Raw genomic sequence first — 13,579 nt, forward strand, 5'->3', positions numbered from 1 at the left:
TGAAGGCGATAATCAGCCGCGCAGCCGCGCCTGATAGTCATGCGCCTGCCAATCGGCCCGGAAAAGCCAATCCGCCTCGGGCTGACGGGTGGCGAGGGCGTCAGAGATTTCCACCTCGTCAAAGCCCGAACGCCGGGCCATCGCGTATTGATCGGCAATGACATGGCCGCGGGCGCGCAGCCGTCCGGTATAGCCCATCAGCCGCAATTGCCGCGCGATGGAATAGCCGCGCCCATCGGCGGCAGAGGGGAAATCCACGCGAATGAAGGTGACAGCATCCAGCCGCCCAGCCAGAGTGGCGGGGTTGGTATCATTGGGCAGATCGAGGGCGGTCGCCTCGGGGCCCGCCTCGGCCAAGGGGGTGATGGGGGCGGTCCAGTCGTCGGGGCCAAAGCCCCGGTCGGTGACGAGTACGGTCATGCGGAAACTCCTCTTCGCACCATTTTGCCGTTCACAAAATGGATGCCACATTCGGTTTTGTCCTGATCGCGCCAGCGGCCCGATCGGGGGTCTTCGCCCGGTTTGACGGGCGTGGTGCAGGGCATGCAGCCTATGGAGGGATAGCCGCGCGCCACCAGCGGATGCCGGGGCAGGCGGTTTTCGTCCATATAGGTGCGGATATCCTCGGGCGCCCAATGCGCCAGCGGATTGACCTTGATCCGGCTTGTTTCCTCCTCGACCTCGAAGAAATCGAGCGTGGCGCGGGTGCCGGACTGATAGCGTTTGCGTCCGGTGATCCAGCCGTCAAAGCCCGCGAGCGCCTCTTGCAGGGGCACGGTCTTGCGCAGGGCGCAGCAGGCATCGGTATCGCGTTGATGCAGGGTTGCGTCAGGGTCCTGGGCCCTCAGGTCGGCCTGATCCGCACGGATGATGCGCAGATCGCTCAGATTGAGCCGCTCGGCCAGCTCCTGTTGATAGACCAGCGTTTCGGCAAAGAGCATCGCCGTGTCGATGAAGATCACCGGCGTATCGCGACGGGTGACAGAGACCATGTGCAAGAGCACGACGGATTCCGCGCCAAAGCTCGAGACAAGCGCAAGCTTGCCCGCCTGTGGATCGCGCAGCGCGTGTTCAAGCACCGACACCGCCGAGTGATGGCGGTACCGGTCGTTGAGCGCGTGAACCCGTGTGATCAGGTCACTCTGCGGCATGGGCGCGGGCCTCTTGATCGTAGAGCGCGGATTTGAAGGGGGCCATCCCGAGGCGGTTGTAGGCTTCGAGGAAGGTCTCTTCCGGTCCTTCGCGCAGGTCGAGATAGGCGAAGATCACACGCTCGATGGCGGGCACAATCTCGTCATAGGCAAAGCCCGGCCCGGTGCGGGTGCCGATGGCGGTGGTTTCGGACGGATCGCCGCCGAGGGTGATCTGATAGTTCTCCACCCCGGCACGGTCGAGGCCAAGGATGCCGATATGACCCACGTGGTGATGACCGCAGGCGTTGATGCAGCCTGAAATCTTGATCTGGAGATGGCCCACCTCATGCTCGATCTTGAGCTCTTCGAGCCGGGTGGCGATGCCTTGGGCCACGGGGATCGAGCGGGCAGTGGCGAGCGCGCAGTAATCCATGCCGGGGCAGGCGATGATATCCGAGGCGAGGCCGATGTTGCCGGTCGCCAGCCCAAGGGTTTTCAGGGCGGCATGCACGGTGGGAATGTCGGCCAAGGCCACATGCGGCAGCACGAGATTTTGCGCATGGGTGGCGCGGATGTCGTTGTGGCCATACCGCTCGGCCAGATCGGCGACGAGGCGCATTTGATCGGCAGAGGCGTCGCCCGGTGTTTCGCCATGCGCCTTGAGGCTGATGGTGACGATGCCGTGATCGGCGTGTTTGTGCGCTGTCACGTTGGTATCGGCCCAGGCGCGGAACACCGGATCGGCGTCGCGGGCGGCGTAATAGGGGGCTGCGTCGCGCTCGGACAAGGTGGGTGTGACAAAGGCCGCGTTGATGCGCGCGAGCCACTCCTGATCGACGCCCGAGAAGGCCGCGCGGCGGCGGGGGAATTCCTCCTCGACCAGCGCGCGGATTTCATCGAGGCCGTTCTCATGCACGGTGATCTTGATGCGCGCCTTGTACTTGTTGTCGCGCCGTCCGATGCGGTTGTAGGTGGCGAGCACCGCCTCGAGGTAGGGCAGAAGATCGGCACGGGGCAGGAAATCGCGCAAGAGTTTGGCCACCATCGGCGTGCGGCCCATGCCGCCGCCGACCCAGACCTCGAAGCCGCGCGCGCCGTCGCGCTCGACGATCTTGAGGCCGATGTCATGGCTCTTCATCACCGCGCGGTCGGAGTCAGAAGCGATCACGGCGATCTTGAACTTGCGCGGCAGGAACTGGAATTCGGGGTGGTCGGTGGACCATTGCCGCACCAGTTCGGCCACCTGGCGGGGGTCCTCGATTTCATCCGCGGCGGCGCCGGCGAAATGATCGGAGGTGACGTTGCGGATGGTGTTGCCGGAGGTCTGGATGGCGTGCATCCCCACCTCTGCCAGCGCGTCGAGCATATCCGGCACATCGCGCAGTTGCGGCCAGTTGTACTGGATATTGGTGCGCGTGGTGAAATGGCCATAGCCCTTGTCCCACCGCTCGGCCAGATAGGCCAGTTGGCGCAGCTTGGCGGGATCGAGCGAGCCATAGGGAATGGCCACGCGCAGCATGTAGGCGTGCAGTTGCAGGTAAAGCCCGTTCATCAGGCGCAGGGGGCGAAACTCATCCTCGGTCAGGTTGCCGGCGATGCGGCGCTCGACCTGCGCGCGGAACTGGCGGTTGCGTTCCGCGATGAACGCGGTGTCGAAATCGTTGTATTGATACATTGGTGTCTCCTGCGCGTGTCGCGTGGGTCAGGCGTGGTTCAGGCTGTCGGCCTGTTTGCCGTGAAAGAGGTTCGAGGGGCCCTTGCGGCGGAAATCCTCGCGGAAATGGGTGGGCTCGGGGCCGTTCACGCCAGGGCGCACATCGGCGAGATAGGCCCCGACGATTTCGCCCACACGGGCCTGGGCCTGAAGCAGGCGATAATCGGCATCCGCCTCGTCGGTCAGCACCTCGGCCTCGGCCAGATCGCGCGACCATGCGTCGGCGGCGGTAAGATAGACGACATCGCCCTCGATCAGGGCGTTGGCGGTGACGACCTTGGGGGTGAATTCTTGGGCCATGTCAGGCAAGCTCCTGTTTCGAATGGGTCAACTGGGCCTCGGCGGCGCGGGGCGCCAGACCGAGAAAGGTGAGCGCGGGACCGGTGATCGCGGCCTCGGCCAGATCGGCGGGCAAACGGTCGAGCGTGGTGGCCAGGATGCGTTGATCGGGGCGGCTGGCGTTTTCGATCACGGTGACGGGGGTGGCGCGGTCGGCCCCGTGCATGATCAACCGGCCCTGGATGAAGCGCGCAGATTTCTTGCCCATGTAGATCGCGGCCACCTCTCCGGGACGGGCAAGCGTGGACCAGTCGTGATCGGCAAAGCCCTTCATGTCATGGCCGGTCAGGAACCGCACCGAGGCGTTGCGGCCGCGTTGCGTGAGGCTCTGACCGATGCTGGCGACCGAGGCCGAGGCTGCGGTGATGCCCGGCACCACATGCCACGAAATCCCGGCGGCGGTCACAGCCTCGATTTCCTCGTCCAGGCGGCCAAAGACCGTGGGATCGCCCCCCTTGAGGCGCACGACCTGCGCGCCACTGGCGGCATGTTCGACGATCAGGGCGTTGATCGCCTCTTGTGACATGGATTTTCCAAAGCCTTCTTTGCCGGCGTCGATAAGGATCGCCTCGCGGCGAGCGAGTTCGAGGATTTCGGGCGTTACAAGCCGGTCGTGGATCACCACATCGGCGGTATCGAGCGCCTTGCGGGCCTTGAGGGTCAAAAGCTCGGGATCGCCTGGACCGGCGCCGACAAAGGCCACGTGACCCTCGCGCGCGTCCGCGTTCCTGTGTTTTTCAAGAATGGCGTGCAAGGCGGCCTTGACGTGCTCCTCACCGCCCTGATCCATCGCGCGGGGGCCGGCGTTGAAATAGTAATCGGCCCAGAAATCACGACGGCGGCGGCCCATGGGCAGCACATCGGCCGCCTTGCGAAAGGCCTTGCCAAGACGTGCGAGGGGGCCAAGCGTGGCGGGCAGGCGCGCCTCGAGATCGGCCTTGATGGCGCGGGCCAGAACCGGGGCCGCGCCTTCGGTCCCGATGGCCACGGTCACCGGATCACGGTCGACGATGGCGGGGGTGATGAATTGGCTGTCCTCGAGATTGTCCACGATGTTCACAAGCGCCCCGTCCGCCCGTGCGATGGCCGATGTGCGGGCATCCTCGGCGGCATCCTCGTCGGCGGCGTAGAAGAGCACGGCGCAGAGGGCGTCGCCGGGCTGCATGGCGCGACGAATGAGGTGCAGCCGACCCTCGGAAGCCCAATGCGCGATCTCGGGGGCAGGTTCGGGGGCGAAAACGGTCAGATGTGCCTCGGTCTTGAGCAACAGACGCAGTTTGGCCAAGGCAGCCTCACCGCCGCCCGAAAGAACGATGCGGCGTCCCTCGACGGCGAGAAAGATCGGGAAATGTTTCATCGGGCGGGCCTCGGGGAACGGTTTGACTCTGCCCCTAATATAGGAAATATTCCCGGTTAAGCGCCATACGTCGGCGGGAATAAGGAAGTTTGTTCCAAACTGCGTCGTGTCTGGTTGGAATGTTTCGACAAAAGGAAGAAATTGGAATGGCTGTTCGCCTCGACGATCTGGATCGGAAAATCCTTGTGCAGTTGCAGGAGGATGGGGGGCAATCTCTGGACGATATTGCCAAGAACGTGGGCAGTTCCAAGACGCCGGTGTGGAACCGGATTCGCAAGATGCGCGAGGCGGGGGTGATCCGGCAGCAGACCTATCTGCTGGACCCGGAGTCGTTGGGCTTCGAGGCGTGTTTTTTCGTGCTGATCCGCACGTCAGAGCATGACGCAGGCTGGCAGGCGGCGTTTCTGAAGGCGCTCAAGGCGCGCCCCGAAGTGCAGGAGGCGCACCGTCTGGCGGGGGATATCGACTATATCCTCAAGGTGCGGGTGGCCAATGCGCGGGCCTATGACGTGTTCTACCAAGCCCTGATTTCAGAGGTGAAGGTGCATAACGTGACGGCGCTCTTGTCGATGGAAGAGATCAAGTCGACCACGATGTTGCCGCTCTGAGATGTTTGGGGGCGCTGCCCCCGTCCCGGACCCTGTCCGGGACTCCCCCGGAGTATTTTTACTAAAAATAAGCGGGATCAGGCGTTCTCAAGCGCGGTGATGATCGGCGAAAATTCGGCGGCGGTCAGGCTTGCGCCGCCAACGAGCGCGCCATCGACATCGTCCAGCGCGAAAATCTCGGGGGCGTTGGCGGGTTTGACGGAGCCGCCGTAAAGCAGGCGAAAGCCCGTCGCAGCCTCTGAGCCGAAGCGCGCGCGCAGCTCGCTGCGCAAGAAACGATGCACCTCGGAGATTTGCGCGGGGCTGGGGGTGAGGCCGGTGCCGATGGCCCAGATGGGTTCGTAGGCGATCACGGTATTTGCGCCGGTCGCGGTATCGGGCAGGGAATGGCGCAGTTGGTCCGCGATGACATCGAGGGTTTGGGCCGCCTCGCGCTCGGCCAGGGATTCGCCCAGGCAGAGGATAGCGGTAAGATGAGCGGCATGGGCGGCGCTGATCTTGGCCGCAACAAGCGCGCTCTCTTCGCCGTGGTCCTGACGCCGTTCGGAATGGCCCAGAATGACCGCCACAGCCCCGGCATCGGCCAGCATCGGGGCGGAAATGTCGCCGGTATGCGCCCCGGACGCGGCGGAATGGCAATCCTGCGCGCCGATCATCACGGGGCTGTCGGCGCTAAGGCCAGCGGCCTGAACAAGGAGCGTTGCAGGTGGGCAGATCAGAATATCAACACCCGGCGCGGGGTGGGTGGCGATGAGGGATTGCAGCTCTGTCAGGCTGGCATTGGTGCCGTTCATTTTCCAATTGCCAGCGGCAAGCTTGCGTCTCATGCGTATAATGTCCATTTATTAGAAATACTTGCGAGGCAAAGCTCACATATTGGCGAATTTAATCGACTCGCCGCAGCCGCAGGCCTCGGTCACGTTGGGATTGTTGAAGACAAAGCCGGACTCAAGGAGCGATGTCTTGTAATCAATCTCGGTGCCAAAGAGGAACATCTGGGCCATCGGGGCAATGAGAACGCGCGCCCCGTCCTGTTCGATCACCTCGTCATGGGGGTCGATCTCGGTCACGTAGTCCATGGTGTATTCCATACCCGCGCAGCCGCCTTTCTTGACGCCGATCCTGAGGCCTTGATGACCGTCGCGCTGCATCAGCCGGGTGATCTGGGCCACGGCGGCCGGGGTCATCGAAACGGGCGGTTTGCCGGGTATGCCAAACATAAGGTCAGCCTCTCAATCCGTTGATTTCGTTACATGAACCCAAGTTCAAGGCGGGCTTCGTCGCTCATCATGTCCATCCCCCAGGGCGGTTCCCAGACGAGGTTGACATCGACCTGCTTGATGCCGGCCAGAGGCTCGATCGCGTCGGCGACCCAGCCGGGCATTTCACCTGCCACGGGGCAGCCGGGAGCGGTCAGCGTCATGGTGATCGAGACCACGTTTTCGGCGCTGATATCAATGGTGTAGATCAGGCCGAGATCGTAGATGTTGACCGGAATTTCCGGGTCATAGACGGTGCGGCAGGCCTCGACCACCTGATCGAAGAGCGGATGGTCGGTGCTCGAGGGGGCAATCAGCGGTGCCCCTTCGAGCGGCTCGGAGCTGTTCATCATGATCGTGTCCTGCGTTTATCCTGAGCAAACATATAGGGTTTATCGACGCCCGCGTCCAGAGGTTGACGATGGGCGACGTCACGCGCCTTAGTCGGCGCCGGATTTGCGGCGCCGCACGGGAACGGGGCGCACGCGGGTTTCGATCATCTCGTAGAGCGCGCCGGTGATGTTCTTGCCGCTGGCCCCTTCGATCCCCTCGAAACCGGGGGAGGAGTTGACCTCGAGCACTTTGGGGCCGGTGTCGGAGCGCAGAAGGTCCACACCCGCCATGTTGAGGTCAAAGACGCGGGCAGCGCGGATTGCGGTGTCGCGCTCGGCCTTGGTGATGCGGATCGTCTTGGCGGTCCCCCCGCGATGCAGGTTGGAGCGGAAATCGCCTTCGGCCCCGGTGCGTTTCATCGAGGCTACCACCTTGCCGCCGACCACGAGACAGCGGATGTCTTCGCCCGCCGCTTCCTTGACGAAATCCTGCACGAGGAAATTGGCCTTGAGCCCGCGAAAGGCGTCGATCACAGATTCGGCGGCCTTCTTGGTTTCGGCCAGAACGACGCCCTTGCCTTGGGTCGATTCGAGCAGTTTGACGATCAGGGGGGCTGTGCCGACAAGGCCCATGAGGTTGCCGGTGTCCTTGGGCGAAGCGGCAAAGGCGGTGTTGGGCATGCCCACCTGCGCGCGCGCCATCAGTTGATGGGCATAAAGCTTGTCCCGGCTGGAAATGATGCCAGCTGACGGGTTGACGCAAAAGGTGCCGATGGTTTCGAACTGGCGGATCACGGCGGCACCGTAGGCGGTGATCGAGGCCCCGATGCGGGGGATCACCGCGTCATAGCGGGGCAGGCGCTTGCCGTCGTAATGTACCTCGGGGGCGAGCGCGTTGATCGCCATGTAACAGCGGGTGGTGTCGATCACCTCGACGGTGTGACCGCGCGCCTCGCCTTCCTCGACGATGCGGCGGGGGGAATAGTTATCCTCGCGGCTGAGCACGGCAATGCGCAGGGCGCGCTTTGGCTGGGCGGTGCGGACGCGGGCGGTGTGATAGACGTCATAGCTGAGTTCGGGTTGCAAAAACCGGTCTGTGGCGACAATCGAGATATGATCCTTGAGCGCCTGACGGCCCAAGAGCATGCGGCTGGTCATGCTGGAGCGGTTGGTGAGGGTGATCTCGATGGGCCATGTATCGCCGCCCACCGAGAGTTTAGAGGCGATGACATAGCGCAATTCCCGCTCGCCATTCGACGAGGTCACATCGCGCCGGTCGATGATCGGGGCGGAGCAGGGGATGATCAGGTCATCGCGGCCAGGAATAGGATGTACGGTAAAGCGAACCTTGGGGCGAGAAGCGGGACCAAAGGTTTCGATATCGAAGGCATGCAGCGCCGAAGTGCGCGCGCCGGTGTCGACCTTGGCCTTTATTGCGGGCACGCCGAGATCGGGCAAGCTGACCCATTCCTCCCAGCCGAATTGCAGGGGCTGGGGGCTGTCGGGGGTATCGGTCATCGGGCGTATCCTGTTGCGTTTTGCGTGGCAAGGGTGGCGCGTGGCGCCTCTCTACTTGGGATGGCCGTGAGGATGCAAGGAAAGCGCGGTGCGTTCCTTTGCGTTACTTGTTGATATCTTCGCGGATCACGCGGCTCTGATCGTCGGGGGCGCGAAAGAGCCGCCGCAAGATCACCCAAGCCGCCAGAGAGAAGAGCGCGAAGAGGGCGAGCAGCGCCGTCAGGCCAAGGTTGAGCGGCAGGAGCACCAAGAGCGCCACGAGCGCAGCGCCGACCGCGAAACCGAGGAAAATGAAGCCCGGCACGAGAATTTCCAAGATTGCCAGCCCAAGGGCCGCCGCGAGCCAGACCCACCAGAGATGCCAGAGGACCGTTTCCATCAGCCGCGCCCCCTGAGCATGTTGAAGGCGTTGCCAAAGGCCTCGAGCGCGTTGGCGGGAACCAGGATGGTGTTGGAGGAGGGGCTGTTGCCAAGGGCATTGAGCGCCTCGACCTGTTTCAGCGCGACCTGATATTGCGCGGCCTCGAGCCCGTTGGCGGCGATGGCGGCTGCGACGACGCCGGTGGCATAGGCCTCGGCGTCGGCCTCGATGCGGCGGGCCTTGGCGGCCTGTTCGGCGGCGTAAAGCTCGGCGTCGGCCTGAAGTTCCACGGCGCGTTTATGCCCCTCGGCCTCTGTCACCTGCGCGCGGCGGGCGCGCTCGGCGTTGAGCTGTTGCAGCATCGCGGCGCGGGTGGCCTGATCGAGATTGACGTCGAGAATCTCGGCGCGGGTCACTTCGATGCCCCAGTCATCCACGGCATCCTCGACCAGCGATTTGATCGTGGTGATCAGCTGCGAGCGGTTGGATTGCACCTCGTCGAGGTCCATCTTGCCGATTTCTGCGCGCACGATGCCGGCCACGGTGGTGGCAATCGCGCCATCGACCTCGCGGATGCGGTAGACGGTCTTTTCCGGATATAGAATGCGGTAGAAGACCGAGGTTTCCACCTGCAACAGCACGTTGTCGCGGGTGATGGCATCCTGGCTTGCGTTGGGCAACTGGCGTTCGAGGATCGAAATCTTGTGCCGCACCACATCGAGAAAAGGCACGATCAGGTTGATGCCGGGGCCAAGCACCTTGTGCAGCTTGCCAAAGCGCTCGACCACATATTGCTCTGATTGGGGCACGATCTTGACCCCGCGAAAGATCACGATGATCACGAGGAGCGTGATCAGAAGCCAGACGATATTTGCAGAAATCAGTTGCAGGATGATGTCTTCGGTCATGGGAACTCTCGCAAAGGGGCGGCCAAGACGGCGTTTTACAAGGCAGGGTAAACCGCTTTAAAGGGGGGCAAAAGGGCTAATGCGATGGGACATGAAGGCATGCGGTTCGGCTTTGAGAAACTGGCACAGGATGGCGCGGCGCGGGCAGGGGTGATCCACACGCCGCGCGGTGACATCCGCACGCCTGCCTTCATGCCGGTGGGCACGGCGGCGACGGTCAAGGCGATGATGCCCGAAAGCGTGCGCGCCACCGGGGCGGATATTCTTCTGGGCAATACCTATCACCTGATGCTGCGACCCGGAGCCGAACGCATCGACCGTTTAGGCGGTTTGCACCGCTTCATGAACTGGGAGCGGCCGATCCTGACGGATTCGGGCGGTTTTCAGGTGATGAGCCTTGCCGGGTTGCGCAAGCTGACCGAGCAGGGTGTGACCTTCAAAAGCCATATCGACGGCTCCAAGCACGAGCTGACACCGGAGCGGTCGATGGAGATTCAGCGGCTGCTCGGGTCGGACATCGTGATGTGTTTCGACGAATGCCCCGCCTTGCCCGCGAGTGACAAGGCGGTGGCCGAGAGTATGCGGCTGAGCATGCGGTGGGCCGCGCGCTCGAAGGAGGCGTTTGGCGACCGGCCGGGTCATGCGCTCTTTGGCATCATGCAGGGCGGGGTGACGCCCGAATTGCGCGAAGAGAGTGCCGAGGCGCTCAAGGCGATCGGGTTTGATGGCTATGCCGTGGGCGGCCTCGCGGTGGGCGAGGGGCAGGAGGCGATGTTCGGCGTGCTGGATTATGCCACCGGATTCCTGCCCGAGGATCGTCCGCGATACCTGATGGGGGTGGGCAAGCCGGATGACATCGTGGGTGCCGTGAAGCGTGGCATCGACATGATGGATTGCGTGCTACCCAGCCGGTCGGGGCGCACGGGGCAGGTGTTTACGCGGCATGGCGTGGTCAACATCAAGAACGCGCGCCATCAGGATGATCCGCGCCCGCTGGATGAGGCCTGTACCTGTCCGGCCTGTCGGAGCTACAGCCGGGCCTATCTGCATCATGTGTTCCGGTCGCAGGAAATCATCAGCTCCATGCTGCTGACATGGCACAACCTGCATTATTTTCAGCAGATCATGGGCGAGATGCGCGCGGCGATTGCCGAGGCGCGATTTGACGCCTGGGAGGCGGCGTTTCATGCAGGCCGCGCCGAGGGCGATATCGAACCGCTCTGAGCGTGGATATGTCAATGGCCTGCGACTGTGCGGTGGTGCGGGGGCGGCTGTGGGATAGGGCGCAGGCGGCGGGCTTGTGCGGCGTCAGCGGCTGCATAGCTTATGTTCAAGCGCAATCCCCATGCACAAGGAGCATTCCCCATGAGCCACAAGTTGTTTTCCCCCACCAAGGCCGGTGATCTCGAACTCGCCAATCGGGTCGTCATGGCCCCGTTGACGCGCAACCGCGCCGATAATGAAACGGGCGAAGTCGGGGCGCTGCATGTTGATTACTATGCGCAGCGTGCCGGGGCCGGATTGATCATCACAGAGGCCGCGCAGATCAGCCCCGAGGGCAAAGGCTATGTCGGCACGCCGGGCATTTACAGCCCCGAACAGGTGGCTGCGTGGAAGAAGGTCACGGATGCGGTGCACGCCAAGGGCGGCAAGATCGTGATCCAACTCTGGCATGTGGGGCGGATCAGCCATACGTCGTTGCAGCCCGATGGGCAGGCCCCGGTCGCCCCGGTGGCGGTGGCGGCCAAGGCGCAGACCTTTACGCCCGCCGGGTTCGAGGACACGTCCACCCCGCGCGCCCTGCGCGAGGATGAGATGCCGCGCGTGGTTTCGGATTATGTCCATGCCGCCAAAGCGGCCAAGGAGGCCGGGTTTGACGGGATCGAACTGCACGCCGCCAATGGTTATCTGCTGGACCAGTTCCTGAAGGATGGGCCGAACACCCGCGAGGATGCCTATGGCGGCTCGGTGGGCAATCGGGCGCGGTTGCTCTTTGAGGTGTTGGATGGGCTGGAAACGGTCTGGGCACCGGGGCAGATTGGTATTCGCCTCTCGCCGTGGTCTGGATTCAACGATGCGACCGACAGTGATCCCGATGCCAGCTTTGGTTGGGTGGTGGAGCAACTGAACCGGCGCGGTCTTGCCTATCTGCACCTGATCGAGGGCAGCACCGGCGGCGCGCGCGAGGGCGCGTTTGATGTGCTGCGGGCCAAGTGGACGGGCGTTTATATGGCCAACAATGGCTATGATCGCGAATTGGCGCTGACGCGGGTGGCGACGGGCAAGGTCGATCTGGTGGCCTTTGGTCGACCCTATATCGCAAATCCCGATCTTGCCGAGCGGTTGGAGCAGAATGCACCTCTGAATGAGGGTGATCAGGCCACCTATTATGGCGGCGGGGCTGAAGGGTATACCGATTACCCGAAGCTTGAGACCGTCTGACATGCGTCCTGCGCGCGGTCGCTTGGATCGCGCGCGGGGTTGGCCTGATAAATGCACTCGAGTGGCATGTCGCTTGGGACAAGGGGCGTGGGGGCGCGTCAGATTATACGCCCGCTAAGCCCTAAAGTTGTAAGACGCATGACCGTTGATACGAAAGCGCAGGCCGTGATGTCTGAGCTTTCAGACCATGAAACGATGCTGCTCGAGGTGGATATGCACGCAAGCGTCCCCAAATCCGGTCTGCGGACCGATGCGATTTTGGTAGATCAAGAAGTTCCCTTTGGAATTGGTGAGTTGTTCTTTTCGCGCACCGACACGCGCGGGGTGATCCGGGCGTTCAACCCCGTGTTTCTGCGCGTTGCGGGCTATGGGGCCGAGGATATGGCCGGGGCACCACATAAGATGGTGCGCCATCCCGACATGCCCAAGGGTGTGTTCTGGTTGATGTGGGACGGGTTGAAGCGGGGTCACTCGGTCGGGGCCTATGTCAAGAATAGGGCCAGGGACGGGCGCTTTTACTGGGTCTTTGCCGTGGTTTCGCCGGTTGACGGCGGGTATCTGTCGGTGCGGCTGAAACCGTCGAGCCCGCTTTTTGCCACGGTGAAAGAGGTTTACGCCCGCGCGCTCGAGCGTGAGCGGGGGCAGGCGATGACACCTGAGCAGAGCGCCCATGCCATCGAGGGCGATCTGGTCGCCGCCGGCTTTGCCAATTACGGCGCGTTTCAGATCGAGGCATTGCGCCGGGAACATGCATCGCGGGATGCGGCGCGCAATCGGGCTGTGACGCCTGCGCTGGTCGCGTCGGGGCATCTTCTTGATGTAAAGTCCGAGATCGAGCAGGAATTGCGCGTGCTCTGCGACAATCTCAAAGAGGCCGAGCTGATCACCACGAACATGAAGATCCAGGCCTGCAAGCTGCGATCCGACCGTGGGCCGATCAACGAGATTGCCAAGAATTACGAACTGATGATGCGCGATATCCGCAATCATCCCCGCGTGGTCCAGACCCTGCGCAGTGATCAGGGAACCTGGGACGTGAACGACGAGGCCAGATCGGTGTTCATGATCGCGGTGGCCGATCTTATGCAGGAGATGGTTGCGTTCTTTCGCGAGGAAGTGGCGCGCGGCGACCATGAAGGCGCCAGCGCTGAAATGGAGGTGGTAGCCGCATTGCGGGATCGCTATCGGGAGGAGGCGGATCGTGCCATGGAGGATGGCTATCGCGCCGTGCGGCAGTTGTCTGCGGATGCCGAGATGATCCGACGCATGGTCACGGGCCTGGCGATGGTGCGGGTCGTGCTGCGTGTCGAGGCGGGCATCCTGCGCGAGCGTCTTTCGGGGCTGCAATCTATCCTTGGTCAGCTCGACCGTTTCCATGACGAGGTGAGTGCCGCGCTCGAGCGTGTGCAGGACGCGGTGACGTCGCTTTTGCGCGATCGCGGTCTGGCCGGCTGAAGGGGGCTGGAAAGGGAGCATGGGGATGCAGTGTCCTCTTGTGCCCGGTCGGATCTGCGGGCAATGTTCGCCGAATCTGTTGAAACCTGACCGGGTGCGCCCCAAGTTAGGGCTAACGTAACGGAGAGGGCCGTGGTTGCCGCCGCGCGGGAC

15 protein-coding genes are annotated in these 13,579 nt (G+C 63.1%); 4 read left to right on the plus strand and 11 right to left on the minus strand.

Annotated features, from left to right (window positions below; genetic code table 11):
• Positions 1 to 12: 12 nt before the first annotated feature.
• The 5 genes from AACZ65_RS05425 to cysG are packed head-to-tail and all read right to left on the minus strand — an operon-like array spanning position 13 to position 4,543.
• Positions 13 to 420, minus strand: a complete 408-nt coding sequence (locus AACZ65_RS05425) for a DUF934 domain-containing protein (RefSeq protein WP_037271302.1) — start codon at positions 418 to 420, stop codon at positions 13 to 15.
• The gene (locus AACZ65_RS05430) at positions 417 to 1,151 is read right to left on the minus strand and encodes a phosphoadenylyl-sulfate reductase (RefSeq protein ID WP_339668696.1); all 735 of its coding nucleotides are present in this window, start codon (positions 1,149 to 1,151) and stop codon (positions 417 to 419) included. Before AACZ65_RS05430 ends, AACZ65_RS05425 begins: the two co-directional genes overlap by 4 nt.
• Positions 1,138 to 2,808 (minus strand): nitrite/sulfite reductase, encoded by a 1,671-nt coding sequence (locus AACZ65_RS05435; protein ID WP_339668698.1) that lies wholly within the window; start codon positions 2,806 to 2,808, stop codon positions 1,138 to 1,140. The genes AACZ65_RS05430 and AACZ65_RS05435 overlap by 14 nt, the downstream gene beginning before the upstream one ends.
• Before the next feature lie 27 nt (positions 2,809 to 2,835).
• Positions 2,836 to 3,147 carry a DUF2849 domain-containing protein gene (locus AACZ65_RS05440; RefSeq protein WP_297539323.1) on the minus strand — a complete coding sequence of 104 codons (312 nt, stop codon included), beginning with the start codon at positions 3,145 to 3,147 and terminating at the stop codon, positions 2,836 to 2,838.
• Between the two features lies 1 nt (position 3,148).
• Entirely contained in the window at positions 3,149 to 4,543 is a 1,395-nt protein-coding gene (gene cysG, locus AACZ65_RS05445; protein ID WP_339668700.1) for a siroheme synthase CysG, read from the minus strand.
• 146 nt (positions 4,544 to 4,689) lie between these two features.
• On the opposite strand from cysG, the gene AACZ65_RS05450 reads away from it, so the two are divergent.
• Positions 4,690 to 5,151, plus strand: a complete 462-nt coding sequence (locus tag AACZ65_RS05450) for an Lrp/AsnC family transcriptional regulator (protein WP_037271969.1) — start codon at positions 4,690 to 4,692, stop codon at positions 5,149 to 5,151.
• Positions 5,152 to 5,228: 77 nt separating this feature from the next.
• On the opposite strand, the gene tpiA is transcribed toward AACZ65_RS05450, so the two are convergent.
• The 6 genes from tpiA to AACZ65_RS05480 all read right to left on the minus strand — a co-directional run bounded on the left by tpiA (position 5,229) and on the right by AACZ65_RS05480 (position 9,529).
• The gene (gene tpiA, locus AACZ65_RS05455) at positions 5,229 to 5,978 is read right to left on the minus strand and encodes a triose-phosphate isomerase (RefSeq protein WP_339668703.1); all 750 of its coding nucleotides are present in this window, start codon (positions 5,976 to 5,978) and stop codon (positions 5,229 to 5,231) included.
• Between the two features lie 42 nt (positions 5,979 to 6,020).
• On the minus strand, positions 6,021 to 6,371 hold the full coding sequence (locus AACZ65_RS05460) for an iron-sulfur cluster assembly accessory protein (protein WP_339668705.1): 351 nt from the start codon (positions 6,369 to 6,371) through the stop codon (positions 6,021 to 6,023).
• Positions 6,372 to 6,400: 29 nt separating this feature from the next.
• Entirely contained in the window at positions 6,401 to 6,763 is a 363-nt protein-coding gene (locus AACZ65_RS05465) for an SUF system Fe-S cluster assembly protein (RefSeq protein ID WP_081506274.1), read from the minus strand.
• 87 nt (positions 6,764 to 6,850) lie between these two features.
• Positions 6,851 to 8,260, minus strand: coding sequence for a 30S ribosomal protein S6--L-glutamate ligase (gene rimK / locus AACZ65_RS05470; RefSeq protein WP_339668708.1), 1,410 nt, complete (start codon positions 8,258 to 8,260; stop codon positions 6,851 to 6,853).
• A 103-nt stretch (positions 8,261 to 8,363) separates the two neighbouring features.
• The gene (locus AACZ65_RS05475) at positions 8,364 to 8,639 is read right to left on the minus strand and encodes a hypothetical protein (protein ID WP_037271321.1); all 276 of its coding nucleotides are present in this window, start codon (positions 8,637 to 8,639) and stop codon (positions 8,364 to 8,366) included.
• Positions 8,639 to 9,529, minus strand: a complete 891-nt coding sequence (locus AACZ65_RS05480) for an SPFH domain-containing protein (RefSeq protein ID WP_339668710.1) — start codon at positions 9,527 to 9,529, stop codon at positions 8,639 to 8,641. The genes AACZ65_RS05475 and AACZ65_RS05480 overlap by 1 nt, the downstream gene beginning before the upstream one ends.
• Before the next feature lie 99 nt (positions 9,530 to 9,628).
• Between AACZ65_RS05480 and tgt the strand changes: the two genes are divergently transcribed.
• The 3 genes from tgt (at position 9,629) to AACZ65_RS05495 (ending at position 13,426) form a co-directional block, all read left to right on the plus strand.
• The gene (gene tgt, locus AACZ65_RS05485; RefSeq protein WP_339668986.1) at positions 9,629 to 10,753 is read left to right on the plus strand and encodes a tRNA guanosine(34) transglycosylase Tgt; all 1,125 of its coding nucleotides are present in this window, start codon (positions 9,629 to 9,631) and stop codon (positions 10,751 to 10,753) included.
• A gap of 141 nt (positions 10,754 to 10,894) precedes the next feature.
• Positions 10,895 to 11,971, plus strand: a complete 1,077-nt coding sequence (locus AACZ65_RS05490) for an alkene reductase (protein WP_339668712.1) — start codon at positions 10,895 to 10,897, stop codon at positions 11,969 to 11,971.
• 138 nt (positions 11,972 to 12,109) lie between these two features.
• The gene (locus AACZ65_RS05495; RefSeq protein ID WP_339668714.1) at positions 12,110 to 13,426 is read left to right on the plus strand and encodes a PAS domain-containing protein; all 1,317 of its coding nucleotides are present in this window, start codon (positions 12,110 to 12,112) and stop codon (positions 13,424 to 13,426) included.
• The last annotated feature ends 153 nt before the right edge of the window (positions 13,427 to 13,579 follow it).

The sequence above is a fragment of the uncultured Roseovarius sp. genome (assembly GCF_963972555.1).
Lineage (GTDB): Bacteria > Pseudomonadota > Alphaproteobacteria > Rhodobacterales > Rhodobacteraceae > Roseovarius > Roseovarius mucosus.